The 13,581-nt window shown below is 75.2% G+C and carries 10 protein-coding genes and 1 pseudogene; 6 read left to right on the forward strand and 5 right to left on the reverse strand.

Going from position 1 to position 13,581, the window contains the following annotated elements:
- The first annotated feature begins 59 nt into the window (after window positions 1-59).
- Genes L6E12_RS23035 through L6E12_RS23045 form a run of 3 tightly spaced genes read left to right on the forward strand, consistent with a single transcriptional unit; the run spans window position 60 to window position 3,999 of the window.
- Window positions 60-794, forward strand: coding sequence for a hypothetical protein (locus L6E12_RS23035; protein WP_236230012.1), 735 nt, complete (start codon window positions 60-62; stop codon window positions 792-794).
- Window positions 791-1,750, forward strand: coding sequence for a hypothetical protein (locus tag L6E12_RS23040; RefSeq protein ID WP_236230013.1), 960 nt, complete (start codon window positions 791-793; stop codon window positions 1,748-1,750). Before L6E12_RS23035 ends, L6E12_RS23040 begins: the two co-directional genes overlap by 4 nt.
- Window positions 1,747-3,999, forward strand: a complete 2,253-nt coding sequence (locus L6E12_RS23045; RefSeq protein WP_236230014.1) for a hypothetical protein — start codon at window positions 1,747-1,749, stop codon at window positions 3,997-3,999. Before L6E12_RS23040 ends, L6E12_RS23045 begins: the two co-directional genes overlap by 4 nt.
- A gap of 34 nt (window positions 4,000-4,033) precedes the next feature.
- Here the strand turns inward: L6E12_RS23045 and L6E12_RS23050 are convergent, their stop codons facing one another.
- The gene (locus L6E12_RS23050; RefSeq protein WP_236230015.1) at window positions 4,034-4,966 is read right to left on the reverse strand and encodes a hypothetical protein; all 933 of its coding nucleotides are present in this window, start codon (window positions 4,964-4,966) and stop codon (window positions 4,034-4,036) included.
- A 172-nt stretch (window positions 4,967-5,138) separates the two neighbouring features.
- Here L6E12_RS23050 and L6E12_RS23055 point away from each other — a divergent pair, with 172 nt between their 5' ends.
- A complete protein-coding gene (locus tag L6E12_RS23055; protein ID WP_236230016.1) occupies window positions 5,139-5,627 on the forward strand; it encodes an HAD domain-containing protein in 489 nt (162 codons plus the stop codon).
- A 33-nt stretch (window positions 5,628-5,660) separates the two neighbouring features.
- On the opposite strand, the gene L6E12_RS23060 is transcribed toward L6E12_RS23055, so the two are convergent.
- From L6E12_RS23060 to fxsA, 4 genes are all read right to left on the reverse strand, one after another.
- Window positions 5,661-6,770: a hypothetical protein gene (locus L6E12_RS23060; RefSeq protein ID WP_236230017.1), complete on the reverse strand. Its 1,110-nt coding sequence runs from the start codon at window positions 6,768-6,770 to the stop codon at window positions 5,661-5,663.
- Window positions 6,771-6,912: 142 nt separating this feature from the next.
- Window positions 6,913-7,863: a hypothetical protein gene (locus L6E12_RS23065; protein ID WP_236230018.1), complete on the reverse strand. Its 951-nt coding sequence runs from the start codon at window positions 7,861-7,863 to the stop codon at window positions 6,913-6,915.
- Window positions 7,841-11,587, reverse strand: coding sequence for an FxSxx-COOH system tetratricopeptide repeat protein (gene fxsT, locus L6E12_RS23070; protein ID WP_304523907.1), 3,747 nt, complete (start codon window positions 11,585-11,587; stop codon window positions 7,841-7,843). Before fxsT ends, L6E12_RS23065 begins: the two co-directional genes overlap by 23 nt.
- A gap of 108 nt (window positions 11,588-11,695) precedes the next feature.
- On the reverse strand, window positions 11,696-11,986 hold the full coding sequence (gene fxsA, locus L6E12_RS35505) for an FxSxx-COOH cyclophane-containing RiPP peptide (RefSeq protein WP_236230019.1): 291 nt from the start codon (window positions 11,984-11,986) through the stop codon (window positions 11,696-11,698).
- Between the two features lie 189 nt (window positions 11,987-12,175).
- Here fxsA and L6E12_RS23085 point away from each other — a divergent pair, with 189 nt between their 5' ends.
- Window positions 12,176-13,282 carry an FxsB family cyclophane-forming radical SAM/SPASM peptide maturase gene (locus L6E12_RS23085; RefSeq protein ID WP_236230020.1) on the forward strand — a complete coding sequence of 369 codons (1,107 nt, stop codon included), beginning with the start codon at window positions 12,176-12,178 and terminating at the stop codon, window positions 13,280-13,282.
- Between the two features lie 5 nt (window positions 13,283-13,287).
- Window positions 13,288-13,581, forward strand: a pseudogene (locus tag L6E12_RS23090) (hypothetical protein); the annotation flags it as partial.

Raw genomic sequence — 13,581 nt, forward strand, 5'->3', positions numbered from 1 at the left:
CCTTCATCCGGCGGGCACCCGCCGGGTGCTCGGGCACGGGTGGCGACCGGGGGGTGCGCGTGGACCGCGGGGTCGGGTGGCGGGGCGCGGCGGTGGCCCTGGTGGCGGTGTGGACCGCCCTGGCCTGGGCTCCCGCCGCGCACGCCGAGCCCGAGGACCACGAACTGGTCTACTGCCTGTCCCCCGCCCAGGCCCAACCGCTGCGCGACGCCGCGATCGCCCTGGGCGCGGACAAGGCGAAGGTCGCCGACCTGCCCGCGTGGCGCCGGGGCGACGCGGAGGCGTTCGAGAAGGCCTGCCAGGCCCTCTACGAGGCGCAGAAGCAACCCCCGCAGGACGCACTCGACAAGGCCCTGCCGTTCCTGACCGGCCTGCTCGGCGCGCTGGCCGCCTACGTCGCCACCGCCTGGCAGGCCAGGGTCACCGCGGGCCGCGCCGACCGCGACGCCCTGGTGGCGGCGGCCACGGAGTTCCACGCCGCCGCGCTGGAGTACGCCTCCATGTACGTGTCCAACCGCGACAGCGCCCGCTTCGACAAGGCCCACACCGCCCTGCTGACGCGGCTGCGGCGCGTGGTCGCCGAACACCCGTCGTGGCCCTCGGCGGAGGCCGCCAAGAAGACCATCGTCTCCGGCCCGCTGTCCCCCGAAGCTCTCGGCAGCCTGTCCGAGGGCCCGGGCAAACGGGAAGAGGAGGCGGTCGAGGAACTGCACTCGACGCTGGACCTGGTGGCCGCCGCGCTGGCCACGCCCGGGCGGTGGCACCGGTCCCTGCGCCGGAAGAACACCGGGTGAGCACCGGCGGCGCGGGCGGGAAGCCGGTCAACCCGTTCGTGGTCCCGCACTTCGACCGGGGCCCGCTGCGCCCCCTGCGCCCCTTCGAACACCCCGAGCACGAGGGCTTCTACGTCGACGTGTGCGGCTTCGCGGCGGCGCTGAGCTGGGCGGAGTCGGCGTTCGACGACTTCACCGAACTGGCCAGGGGCGGGTACGTGCTGGTGGCCGGGGAGTCCGGGTGCGGCAAGAGCGCCATGGTCAACCGGCTCGCCGACCGCGTCCGCGCGGGCCTGGTGGGTACCGGGTTGCGCGCGCACGTCATCGACCTGACCGCGGCGGTGGAGGAGCAGGAGCGGTCGGTGGACCAGCGGGTGAACCTGGTGTGCAAGCGGCTGCTGCCCGCCCTGCAGCGCAACGCCGGGCTGCTGCGGCCGGGCGCGGCGGCGCTGTGGCAGCACAACGACGACCCCCGGCTGATCTTCCCCGAGCTGGAGACGGCGCTGGAACCGGCCGCCGCGGCCGTGGTGCTGCTGCCGACGCCCGGTGATCTGGTGCTCGAAGTCGTCCGGTACGCGAAGATGTTCAGCAGTCCGAGGGTCGTGTTCCTGGCCGAGTCGTCCCTGTTGGGGGATAGCTTGATGGAGATCGAGGAAGAGTTGGAAGATTTCCGGCCCCCGGTGGTGGTGCAGATGCAGACGCTGTCCGCGCAGGACGTCGAGCGGTTCGTCGACGACCGGCTCACCAGGCACACCGGGGCGGGGGTGTACCCGCGGGTCTCCCCGGAGGGGTTGCGGGCGCTGGCGACGATGTCCCCGTCGGTCAAGACCCTGCAGCGCGCCACGCACGGCACCTTCAAGATGCTGCGGGACCAGGGCGCGGACTACTCCCCCGGCTACGCGGTGACAGCCGAGGACTTCCGCAGGTGGCTGGCCGGTCAGCTGGGCCCCCGCGGCCCCCGGAGGGGGTCGAGGTGAGCGACGAGCAGCGGCCCGCGCGGCGGCGCAACCCGTTCGCGGACATGGCGGTGGCCAACGTGTCACTGGTCGACGGCGACCCGGACTCCGCGGAGATCACCGTGCTCACCGACGCGATGCGCACCGCGTTCGCGTTCCTCGACGACTACCTCGACGGCCGCGACGACCGCCCCGGCGGCACCGGTGGCACGGTCATCGCCCTGCTGGGTGATTACGGCATCGGCAAGACCCACCTGTCGGTGCGCATGGTGTCGCGGGCGCGGCGGCGGCTGGGCAACCCGCGCGGGGCGATGTACCTCGACGCCGCCGCGGCGGACTTCCTGTCCCTCTACAAGCGGTTCATGACCTCCCTGGGCGTGTCGGGCCTGGTGGCCCTGGTCAACGACTATTACGCCGACCGGGTCGCCGAGGCGCTGGAACCGTCGGGGCTGACCAAGGACGACGTGCGGGCGATGAGCGGCCTGGCCGCGGCGGAGACCGAGCGGGAGGACGTGCGCTGGCACGAGATCGCCCGGGAGCTGGGCCTGCTGGAGTCGAGGTTGCTGCGGCAGGTCCGCGAGACCCTGGCCGGGGTCACGGCCAACCGCGACTTCGCCGCGGCGCTGACGCTGCTGCTGCGCACCGGGTTCCAGGACGCGGTGTGGAACTGGCTGCTGGGCGGGCGCCCGGAGCAGATCCTCGTCGACCGCGGCGTCACCAAGGTCATCGACGACGACCTGGTGGCGCTGGAGGCGCTGCGGGTCTTCGCGCTGCTCCTGGGTGGCCGCGAGCAGCGCTTCGTGCTCGTCGTCGACGAGCTGGACAAGATCTTCTCCGCCCAACACGCCCCCGGGCACGCGGAGATGTCGGAGTTCCAGGAGCTGTTGCAGGTGGCGACGAAGGCCGGGGCGTGCCTGGTGCTCGGCGGCCTGCCGGAGGTGTGGCCCGCCCTGTCGGGGCCGGTGCGCGCGCGCATCCCGCACCCGGTGCGCCTGGCGGGGCTGACCGAGCAGGAGATCACCGACTTCGTCATGCGCACCCAGGAAGCCACCCTGGGTGCGCGGACCCTGTCCCCGTTCACCCCACCGGTGATCCGCACGATCCGCATGATCACCCGCGGCAACCCGCGTGAGGTGATCCGCCTGTGCCACCGGGCGTTCCGCCTCGCCGACGACCGCCGCCGCGAGACCGGGGTGGACACCCCCATCGACGACGCCCTGCTCAGCCGGGCCAGCACCGACCTGTTCGGCCAGCCCAACGCCGACGACATCGGCGAGCAGATCGGCAGGGTCCTCACCGTCGCCAACTGGGACCACTACCGCGACCGGGTCCTGGGCCCCCGCCCCGACACCCGCGCCGACTACTGGGTGCGGTTCCCGCAGCGGGCCTCGGGCTGCGCGGTGCTGCTGACCTCGGCCCTGCTCACCGAGGCCGACGTGGACGCGGTGCTGGCCAGGGTGGTGGCCCTGCGCGGGGTCGAACCGCACGCGGTGATCCTCCCGGTCGTCACCGGCACCCCCACCGACATCGCCGTGGCCCGCGTCCGCGAGCACCTGGGCCACGAACCGGTCCTCTACCGGCAGGCCACCTTCGTCGACGACCTGCTGCACGCCCTGGAGGCGGCGATGGCCCGCCTCCCCGAACTCGACGCCGCCGACCCGGTCGGGCAGGTCCTGACCCACACCGAGCAGATCCTGCGCCGCATGGCCACCATGCACCGCGACCTGCTCGAGCAGATCCAGCACAACGCCGACCGGGTCGAGTCGGTGGTCACCCGCCCCGCCGACCCCCCGGCCCCGACCCCGACCCCGCAGGACGACGACCTGCCCGAGCCGGTGGCGGGCCTGTTCACCGCCGCGGTCGAGGCCCTCACCGCGCTGACCACGATCGACCCCGAGGTGGCCCTCGCGTTCGACACCGGCACCTACGAGGCCGCCGACCCGGCCCTGCGCATCGTCGAACGCCCCGACGTCGTCGCCGCCGCGGGCACCGGCCGCCTGCTGGTCGACGTGGTCATCCGCTTCCGCAGCGCGGTCGCGGCCTGGTTCCACCGCTACCCGGGCACCACCGACGCCGACGCCCGCGCGGCCCTGGAAGGGGTGTGCAACGTCTACGACGCGATGGCCGAGTACCTGCCGACGTTCCGCCTGACCCCGCTGACGGTGGTCCCGGGCCGCCCGGAGGACGCGCTGGCGCGGGTGGAGGAGTCGCTGAGCAACCTCAGCTTCCGCGTCCGCCGCCAGGTCCTGCGCACGGCGGCGGGCCGCTGATGGGCGGCCCCGCCGCAGCGGGGCCGCCCCGGGATCACTTGGTCGCCACGACCCACAGGTCGTTGGTGCTGCTGAGCCCGAGCAGCGCCTTGTCCACACCGCTGGTGAGGGAACTCGGCGGGGTCACCAGGGTCTGGTCGGAGAGCCGCAGCACCCGCACCGCCCCGTCGTTGCCCACGGCCAGCAGGTACGTCCACGACGCGGCCACCGACTTGATGCCGTTCTGCATCGTCGGCGGCAGGGTGAAGACCGTCCCGTCCTCATGCCAGGCGAAGGTGTACCCGTCGTCGGTGACCGCGATGTGCACCGACACCCCGGCCGCCACCTGCTTCACCGGCAGCCCCGCGGTGTTGGGCGGCGCGGGGGTGTGGGAGGTCCGGGTGTACTGCGCCAGCGAATTGTCGGTGCGCACCACCACCGTCTCGAGCAGGTTGGCCGAGATGGCCTTGACCCCGGTGACGCCGTTGAGCCCGAAGGGGGCGTTGCCCCACGCCACCACGGTCCCGGTCGACTTGAGCGCGACGCTGAAGTCGAGCCCGGCGCCGATGGCGACCACCCCGGAGGTGGCCGCCGCCGGTACGGTGCTCTCCCCGGAGGCGTTGCTGCCCCAGGCGATCACCCCGCCGCTCTTGAGCGCCAGGCTGTGGCTGTTGCCCGCAGCCACCGCCGCCACCCCCGAGGTGGCCGCCGTCGGAACGGTGGTCTGCCCGGAGGCGTTGTCACCCCAGGCGATCGCTCCGCCGCTCTTCACCGCCAAGGCGTGTGCCGTACCCACCGCGATGGCGGTCGCCCCGGAGGACAGGGAGGAGGGGACGTTCTTCACCGGGTCGGCCGGGGAGGTCCAGCCGATCACCTGCCCGGTGTAGGCGTGCGCCACGCTGGGCGTCAACACCACCGAGGTGATGACCCCGGCGGCCACCGCGAGTGCTTTTGCGCGCAGGCCGAACAGGCCCGTCGTGCTTGTCATGCGAAACCCCAGTTTCGATTGGCGCCCAATCCCCAGTCATGGGCGCGTCACCGAACCCTATGCCCACCGGGCGGCTTCACCACTCCGCTGAACGAGCGAGACCTGATCCACTCCGCGGTTGCCGCGCCGGTGGTGGTCGTGGTGGAGTTCGCGGGTGCGGCCGGTGGTGTTCGTGGATGTCGATGGGCCGTTGAACCCGTTCGCGGCGACCGAGGACACCCGTCCGCCGGGGTATGTCGAGCACCGGTTCCGGTTGTCGGGGTGGAGCCGCAGGCGGCCGTTGCGGTTGTGGTTGGACCCCGCGCACGGTGCGGCGCTGCTGGGGTTGGCGCAGCGCACCGGTGCGGAGCTGGTGTGGGCGACGACGTGGGAGCACAAGGCGAACACGATGGTCGGTCCGGCGTTGGGGTTGCCGCGGTTGCCCGCGGTGGTCTTCGGCGAGGGGCCGGGGTGGAAGTTCCCGGGGGTGTCGCGGTACGCGCACGGCAGGCCGCTGGTGTGGTTCGACGACGACTTCGACCTCTACCCGGGTCCGCGGGCGGAGTTCCTGGCCCGGCGCGGGGACGTCCCGACCCTGTTGGTGCCGGTCGACCCGCACACCGGGTTGACCGCCGAGGTGGTGGCCGGGGCGCAGGAGTGGTTGGGCGGTCTCACCGGCTGAGCTGCCCACACACTCCGCCGCTGCGAGTACGGGTCAGCCTTCCAGTGCCGGGGTGGTCTGGATGCGCCGGTCCCGGGCGGTTTCGACGCCTGCTTCGACGTCGGGTCGGGGGTGTGGGCGGGTGAGGTGGTCGTGGGCGGCGTTGGTGCCCAGGTGCAGGAGGTTGACCACGACGACGGCCACGGCGACGGTGGCGGCGGCACCGGGGTAGGCGGGTTCGAGGAGCAGGGCGAGGATGACGGCGGTGAGCCCGTTCTGCTGGCCGAGGGCGAGGCGGAGCCGGTCGCGGCGCCAGTGGCGGTGGGCGGTGACGGCGTAGGCGACGACGAACTGGGCGGCGAACGCGGCGAGGCCGAGGACGACACCGGTGCCGACGGGGATACCGGTGAGAAGGACCGCGCCGATGGCGCCGAGCCCGAGGTACAGGGCGGCCCCGGCGAGGCGGTCGAGGGTGTCGCCGACGTCGGGGCGCACGACGAGGCCGATGAGGGCCAGGGCGAGCATCAGCGAGTACCGCACGGCCAGGAACGCCACCGCGAGCACCGCCGCGGCGACGACGGCGTTGCCCACCGCCCCGCGCGGGCGGTCCCCGACCCGCCGCCACACCCAGCACACCGCGGCGGCGAGGGCGAGGTTGCCCGCGACGCTGAGGGCGAACCCGCCCGCGCCGCCGGTGCCCGCGCCGAAGTCGGGGCCGAGCAGGGCGGCGCCGAGGTAGGCGGTGAGCAGCACGGTGACCGGGTCGTCGAAGGACGCCCAGGCGGCCAGCAGTGCTTTGCCCTGCTCGCTCATGCGGGACTTGGCGCGCATCGCCGCGACCGACAGCGGGTCGATCTGGGCGACGGCCACCGCCAGCAGCAGCGCTTTCACGTCGTGGCCGACGGCGTACAGCACCGCGAAGATCAGGGCGACCTTGGCCGCGACGCCGAGGGTGACCGCGATCAGGACGGTGCGCAGGTGGGTGCGGAACTCGTCGATGTCGATGCCGCGGGTGCTGGTGTAGAGGCCGAAGCCGAGCAGGGCGGTGACGAGGAACCCGTAGGCGTCGGAGGCGGCGGCGTCGTGGAAGCCGGTGACCGCGGCCAGCCCCCACCCGGCCGACACCGCCCCCACCACGGCGACCGACCGTGACCAGGCCGTCACGACGCGTACTCTTCTGGTGCTCTGACCATGGTGTCCCCGTTCACCGCAACGGCCGAGTCCCGCACACTCCGGGTCGATCTTATGCCGAAGTGCTCTCACCTTCAACTTCTGCCCGGGTGTGGGGGACGGCGTCCGGCCGGGTTCAACCGTCGGGGTGGGTGAGGTCCTGGGCGAGGGCGGAGATGCGGTCGTCGGCGGCGGCCACGTGGGCTTGGCGCAGGGTGACCCCGACGAGGTAGCGGCGGGCGGGCAGGCGCCGGTAGTAGATCGCGCCGCTCTCCACGTCGAGGACCAGCCGCAGCAGCCGCCCGTGCAGGGCGCCCCCGGCGGCCCGGTTGAGTTCGTTGGCCCGCGGCCCCAGGTCGGCGCCGAGGGTGGCGTAGAGGGCGCGCAGGCGGGCGCCGCGGGCGGGGTCGGTGACGGTGTCGAGGCAGTCGACGGTGACCGCCGGTTGCCCGTCGGACCAGTAGGTGAGCAGGTGCAGGGTGTCGGGGCCGATGTCGGCGCGCAACCGGTCGGTGATCGCGGCGGTGTCGGTGCCCGGGCGGGGCAGGGGCCGGGTGGGGCTCTCGGCGCGGTCGGTGACCGCGGTGGTGTCGAAGGAGCCGTAGTTGGGGGCGGGCAGCCCGTCGAGGGCGCGCAGCCGGGTGGCCAGGGCGGCCACGGCGCGGTCCCCGGCGTCGACGGCGTCGGGCCCGTCGGTGACGGGCATGACGCCGATGACGTCGTCGCCGGGGCGCACGGTGTCGCAGAACAGGGCGTTGTGGTCGGTGCTGAGCACGGTGCGGATCAACCTGCCGGTGCCCGCCTGCTGCAGGGCGCGGTCGAGGGCGCGCACGGTGGAGGTGACCTGGCGGCCGAGGCGTTCGACGGCGTCGCGGCGGGTGGTGCCGGGCAGGTGGTCGGGGGCGGGTTCGGGTTCACCGAGCCGGTCGATGCCGTAGGCGAGGGTGCCCGCCCGGAAGTGCCCCAGCCAGTCCAGGGCGGTGGTGGCGGCCAGGATGTCGCGGTAGTGCCCGACGAGGGCGGCGACGTCGGCGGGCAGGTGGGCGGGCACGGTCTCGTGCGCGTCAGGTCTGGGGGACGTCGACATCGATCAGCCTCCAGCCGGTGGTGACCCCTCGGGCGGCGAGGTCGAGGTTGGCGCCCGCGTCGGCCGCGCACGGGTGCCCGGGCCCCAGGTAGTCCACGGCGTCGTCGCGGGCGGCGGTGGTGATGCCCACGGCCTCGTCGAGGCGCCCGGTCTCGGCCAGCAGCGCCCCCAGGTCGACCGCGGCGGCCAGGGTCCACGGGTGCACCCGTTCGAGCCGGTCGGTGAGCAGGGCCAGGGCGTTGCGGTGGCGTTCCTCGGCGCGCTCGTGGGACCCGGCGTGCGCCTCGGCCTGCCCCAGGCCCAGTTCGCACAGCGCCAGGAACGGGTGCCCGGGCGGCAGGTCGACCTCGGCGGTGAACCCGGCGTGCGCGTCGAGGGCCAGTTCCAGGGCCATCGCGTGGTCCTGGCCGAAGCGGCGCTGGGCGTGGGCGAAGCTCAGCGTGGCGGCCAGGGTGTCGGGGTGGGTGTCGCCGAGCAGGGCGCGCAGCACGGTGCGGGCGTTGCGGGCGTGGTTGCGGGCCCGCCCGGCGTCGGTGCCGCGCAGGGCGGCGCTGAACTGCCACTCCGCGCACACGGTGGCGCGGGCGTCGGCGCCGAGCAGGTCGCGCAGCTTCTGCCAGGCGATCTGCAACCCCTCCACCGCCCGCGGGTGGCGCAGCTCGCGCCGGTAGACGCCGATGTTGGTCGCCGACCACCACGTGTCGGGGTCGTCCTCGCCGAACAGGCGAAGCCTGCGGCGGTGGTTGTCCTCCTCCACGCGCAGGGCGCCCTCGGTGTCACCGGACAGGTGCCGCGACACCGCGAGGTTGTTCGCCGCCCGCCGCGTCTGGGGGTGGTCCTCGCCGAGTTCGCGGACGTAGCCCTCCCAGGTGACCTGGTCCTCGACGAGGGCGTCGGCGAAGCGCCCCAGGCCGCGCAGGTCCCCGCCGAGGCCGCGGGCGGTGGCCAGGGCGGACAGGTCCCCGGCGGAGTCGGGCCGGGCCCGCTGCCGGGCGAGGGTGTCGCGGTCGAGGTCGAGGGCGCGGCGGCGGTAGCCGAGGTCGCGGGCGAGGTTGGCCAACTGCCCGGCCAGCCGCAGCCGCAGCGGGTCGTCGACGCCGAAGCGGGCGGCCCAGTCGTCGAGGACCCCGGCGCCGATGTCGAGGGCGGCGTCGAGGATGCCGTACTCGCCGCGGTGCAGGTACAGGTAGCGGACCTGGTTGACCAGCCACCGCCGCACCTGCGGGTCGTCGCTGCCCAACGCCCCCGACGGCAGCACGTGGCGCTGCAGTTCGGCGAAGCGGTCGGCGGACCCGGCCTCGTCGGCGGTCTCGGCGGGGGCGTAGCGGGCCAGGCACCGCAGCAGGGTGGCCCGGGTGGCCTCGCGCTCGTCGTGGCCCATGAGGTCGGCGACGATGCCCTGCAGGGTGTTGCCCAGGTGCACCCTGGCCCGGTTGCCCCAGTCGACCTCCAGCAACCCGTAGCGCTCCCCCAGCCACAGCGCCCGGTCGACGCGGGTGGCGTCCAGGCGCAGGGCGTCGTCGTCGGCGAGGTCGGCCACCGCGGCCACCAGCGGCCGCGACCGCATCAACCCCAGCGCCACACCCTGGGCGGACAGGAACGCCCCCATGCGCACCAGCAGCAGCGTCACCCGCCCCAGGGTGGTCTCGGCGAGGGTGGCCAGGGTGTGCTCGGTCATCCGGCACCCGGCGGGGTCGTGGGCCCGGTGCGGGGTGTGGGTGTCGGCGGGGCGGGTCAGTTCGGCGACGAGGTCGGCCGCGGCGTGGTCGGCCGCCGCGGCGACGGCGGCCCCGGCCGAGCACAGCGACTCCACGGTCTCCCGCAGCCAGCACCCGGCCAGTTCCAGGGCGTAGGGGCGGTGGTCGAGGGCGTCGGCCACCGCGGCGGCGTGCTCGGCGGTCAACCCGGGCACGGCACCGGTGAGCAGGGCCACCGCGTCCGCCGCGACCATGCCGGTGAGTTCGACAGTGCTGTCGAGGGCGGAGCGGGTGGTGATGAGGATGTGCCCGGTGCCGCCCTCGGGCAGCAGGTCCTCCAGGTCGTCGTCGGCGGGCACGTCGTCGAACACCAGCAGGAACCGCCTGCAGGCGGGGTCGGTGGCCAGCGCCCGCAGCGCCGCCCTGGCCTGGTACCCGCCCGCGCGCCCCATCCCGGCGGCGAGCCCGGCGAGGGCGACGAACGCCCGCTGCCGGTCGTGGGTGGGCACCCACCACACCAGGTCGTAGTCGTAGGCGAAGCGGTGGGCGTAGGCGAGGGCCAGTTGGCTCTTGCCCGCCCCGGCGGCCCCGGTGACGGTGACGATGGTGCGCCGCTCCCCGGCCCGGGTGAACCGGTCGCGCAGGGCGTTGATGTCGGTGTCGCGGGGGGTCAGCCGCGGGTTGAGGCCGGGGGCGCCGAAGCGGGCCGGCGCCAGCCCGGGCAGCCGGGGCGCGGGCCCGGCGAAGTCGGTGCGCCGCTCGACCAGGCCCAGGGCGCGCAGCATGGCCGAGCGGGCCCGGTCGGCGTGCTCGGTGGCGGTGCGCCGCCCGGCGGGGCCCACGGGCCCCTCGGGAGCCGGGGCGGGGGTGAACCGGTGGGTGCGCAGCCCCCGCCCGGCGATGCCGTCGAGGCCGGGTGGGTCGGTGTCGTCGGCGGTGATGAGAAGCACCGACGGCGCCACCTCCGCGTCCTCGTCGAGCCAGTCGCCGGGGTCGGCGAGGTCGCGGGTGCGGGCCCCGGCGCGGGCGAGCTGGTCGCGCACCCAGTCCGACCAGGGCCGGTGGGCGGGGGCGGCGGCGACGAGGACCCGGTCGGGTTCACCGTCGGTGGGCAACCCGAAGGCCCGCCGGTAGGTGGCGCGGGTGGCGGCGGGGATCCCGTCGGCGGTGGGCAGCCCGTGCCCGGTGACGACCTCGGCGAGCGCGGCGTGCCCGGCCAGGACCGCGGGGGCGGTGTCGGGGGACTCCACCAGGACCGCCAGCAGCGCGAACGGGTCGTCGTGGCGCCAGGCGGGCAGCTCCAGGTGCCCGTCGACCGGTGGGGCGTCGGCCTGCTCTGCGGTGATGGGGGCGAAGGCCCGGTGGATGTCGGTGCGCGCCTGCGCGGCCTGCTCGGGGTCGTCCCCGGCGGGGAACGGGGCGGCGAGGGCGACCACGTCGACGCGCACGGTCGCCGCCCGCCGCAGCCCGGTGGCCACCTCCACCGCCGCGGCCACCGCCCGCGGCCCCCCGGCGAAGACCACCACGGCCAGGTCGCCCAGGGCCGCGGCGGCGGCGAGCCGGTCGGGGTCGCGCCCGGCGGGCAGCAGCACCAGCACGTCGTCGTAGTCGGACTCGGTCAGCAGCCCGCGCAGGTCCCCGGAGGCGGCGGGCCCGGCGGTGGCGGTGACGAAGTCGGGCAGCCCACCGGGGGTGCCGGTGCAGATCAGGTCCACCGGCCCGGGCAGCCCGGGCACGGTGAACCGCTCCAGCGGCCCGGCCCCGGCCGGGCGGGCGTGGGCGGGCACCATGGCCAGCAGCCCCGCCCACAGCGGAGCGGGCACCTCGGTGGTGTCGGTGTGGAACGGGTCGAGGAACTCCCGCACCGGGGGGCTCTCGGTGGACCAGTCCAGGACCAGGACCCGGCGCCCGGCGGCGGCCAGCAGCACGGCGAGGTTGGCCACCGCGTCGGCGCGCCCCGGCCGGACCGCGGCCGCGGCGAACACGGTGACCGCGGCCTGCCCGACCGCCTCCCGACGTCCGCTCATCCGATTCCCACACCCCACCCGCGCCGACGTGTCCCGTCTTGAGGAGACTCCCGCCCGGGGGTTCCCGATGCCCCCCGGCGACCAAGATCACCCGATCGTCGCAACACCCTAGAGGGAGTTCTGGAACGCGGCGAACCTGCTCGGCCCACCGTCGTCGGCCAGGACCCGGCGCAGCGCGGCGCGCAGCACCGACTCGGGCACGGCCTCCAGGTCGGCGAAGTCGAGCCCGGTGAGGTCGGGCAGCCCCGCCGCGGCGTCCCGGTCCACAGTGGTCGTGGTGGCATCCTCGCCTCCCTGGCCGTCCCCTCCCCCGGTGACACCGCCGGTGCCCGCCCCGCCCGCGGCCTCGGTGGTGTCGGTGTCGCGGTCTGCGGTGGTGTCGGCGCGTCGAGCGTCCACGGCACACCCCCTCCCCCGGATCGTCACACCCCGTGGTGTGCCTGCCACCCATGGTATCGCGCACGGCCCCCCGACACGGGGATGAGCCGATCGGGTACTGCGGTGACGAGAACCCGCCGGTCACCTCGCAGGCCGGGAATGATGATCGCTCATGCCACCCGGACGGGTGGCCCCCGGGAGGAGGGTGGGATGACCGGGCCGCGGCCGGTGCGCCAGTTCGTGCTGAAGGTCCACGGTCGGTGCAACCTGGCCTGCGACTACTGCTACGTCTACGAGATGGGCGACGGGTCCTGGCGCGACCGACCCCGGGCGATGGCCCCGGGCACCGCCGACGCCGCGGTGGACCGCGTCGCCGAGCACGCCGCCGCCCACGGCCTCGACGCGGTGCAGGTGGTGCTGCACGGCGGGGAACCCCTGCTGGCGGGGGTGGCGGCCCTGCGCCGGGTGCTGACCCGCGCCCGCGACCGGGTGCCCGCCCGGGTGGGGTTCGCGGTGCAGACCAACGGACTGCTGCTCGACACCGCCTTCCTGGACCTGTTCGCCGAGTTCGGGGTGAGGGTGGGCGTCAGCCTCGACGGCACCGCCGCCGGGCACGACCACCACCGCCGCACCCGCTCCGGGCACGGCACCCACGCCGCGGTCACCGAACGCCTGGCGGCGTTGACCGGCCCCTACCGGCACATCTTCGGCGGGCTGCTGTGCGTGGTCGACCCCACCCGCGCCCCTTTGGCCACCCACACCGCCCTGACCTCCTTCGCCCCACCGGTGCTCGACTACCTGCTGCCGCACGGCACCTGGGACACCCCGCCCCCGGGCCGGTCCCCCGACCCCACCCGCACCCCCTACGGCGACTGGCTGGTCACGATCTTCGACCACTGGTACACCGCCGCCCCCGGCCCCACCTCGGTGCGCCTGTTCGACGCCCTGCTCGACCTGCTCCTGGGCGGGGAGTCCACCGTGGAGGGACTGGGCACCGACCCGTCCCCGCAGGTGGTCGTCGACACCGACGGCGGCATCGGCCGCTCCGACATCCTCGCCGCCACCGTCCCCACCGCCGCCGCGACCGGCCTCACCGTGCACCGCGACCCCTTCGACGCCGCCCTGGCCCCCGCCCCACCGGTGTGCCCGACGTGCGCGGCGTGCCCGCTGCTGCGGGTCTGCGGCGGCGGGCAACCCGCCCACCGCCACCGCACCGGGTCCGGGTTGGACAACCCGTCGGTGTACTGCCCGGACCTGACCCGGCTGATCACCCACGCGGGCACCCGCCTGACCGCGGACCTGGAACACCTGCGGTGACCCGCGTGCCACCCCGCCACACCCTGTCGCAGGCGACCCTCGACGCCCTCGCCGCCGGGGGCGGCGGTGAGGCCGCGGTGCGCGCCCTGGTCGCGGCCCGCCGCTCCCGCACCCTGGGCCTGCTGCGGCTGTCGGTCACCGGCGACCCCGACGCCACCGCCGCGTTCCGCACCCTGGGCGCGGTGCGCGCGGCGGCCCCGGCGGCGGTGGACCGGGTCCTCGACGACCCGCTGGTGGGGGCGTGGGCCACCGCGCGGGTGGTGCGCGGGCAGGGCCGGGCGGCGGACCTGGCGTGGGTG

This window comes from Actinokineospora sp. PR83, from assembly GCF_021056305.1.
Classification (GTDB): domain Bacteria; phylum Actinomycetota; class Actinomycetes; order Mycobacteriales; family Pseudonocardiaceae; genus Actinokineospora; species Actinokineospora spheciospongiae.

Bases quoted from the DNA above. Each gene is read 5' to 3' on its own strand.
- L6E12_RS23050 (WP_236230015.1), bottom strand. From the start codon at position 4,966: ATGACAAGCACGACGGGCCTGTTCGGCCTGCGCGCAAAAGCACTCGCG.
- L6E12_RS23065 (WP_236230018.1), bottom strand. From the start codon at position 7,863: ATGTCGACGTCCCCCAGACCTGACGCGCACGAGACCGTGCCCGCCCAC.
- fxsT (WP_304523907.1), bottom strand. From the start codon at position 11,587: ATGAGCGGACGTCGGGAGGCGGTCGGGCAGGCCGCGGTCACCGTGTTC.
- L6E12_RS23085 (WP_236230020.1), top strand. From the start codon at position 12,176: ATGACCGGGCCGCGGCCGGTGCGCCAGTTCGTGCTGAAGGTCCACGGT.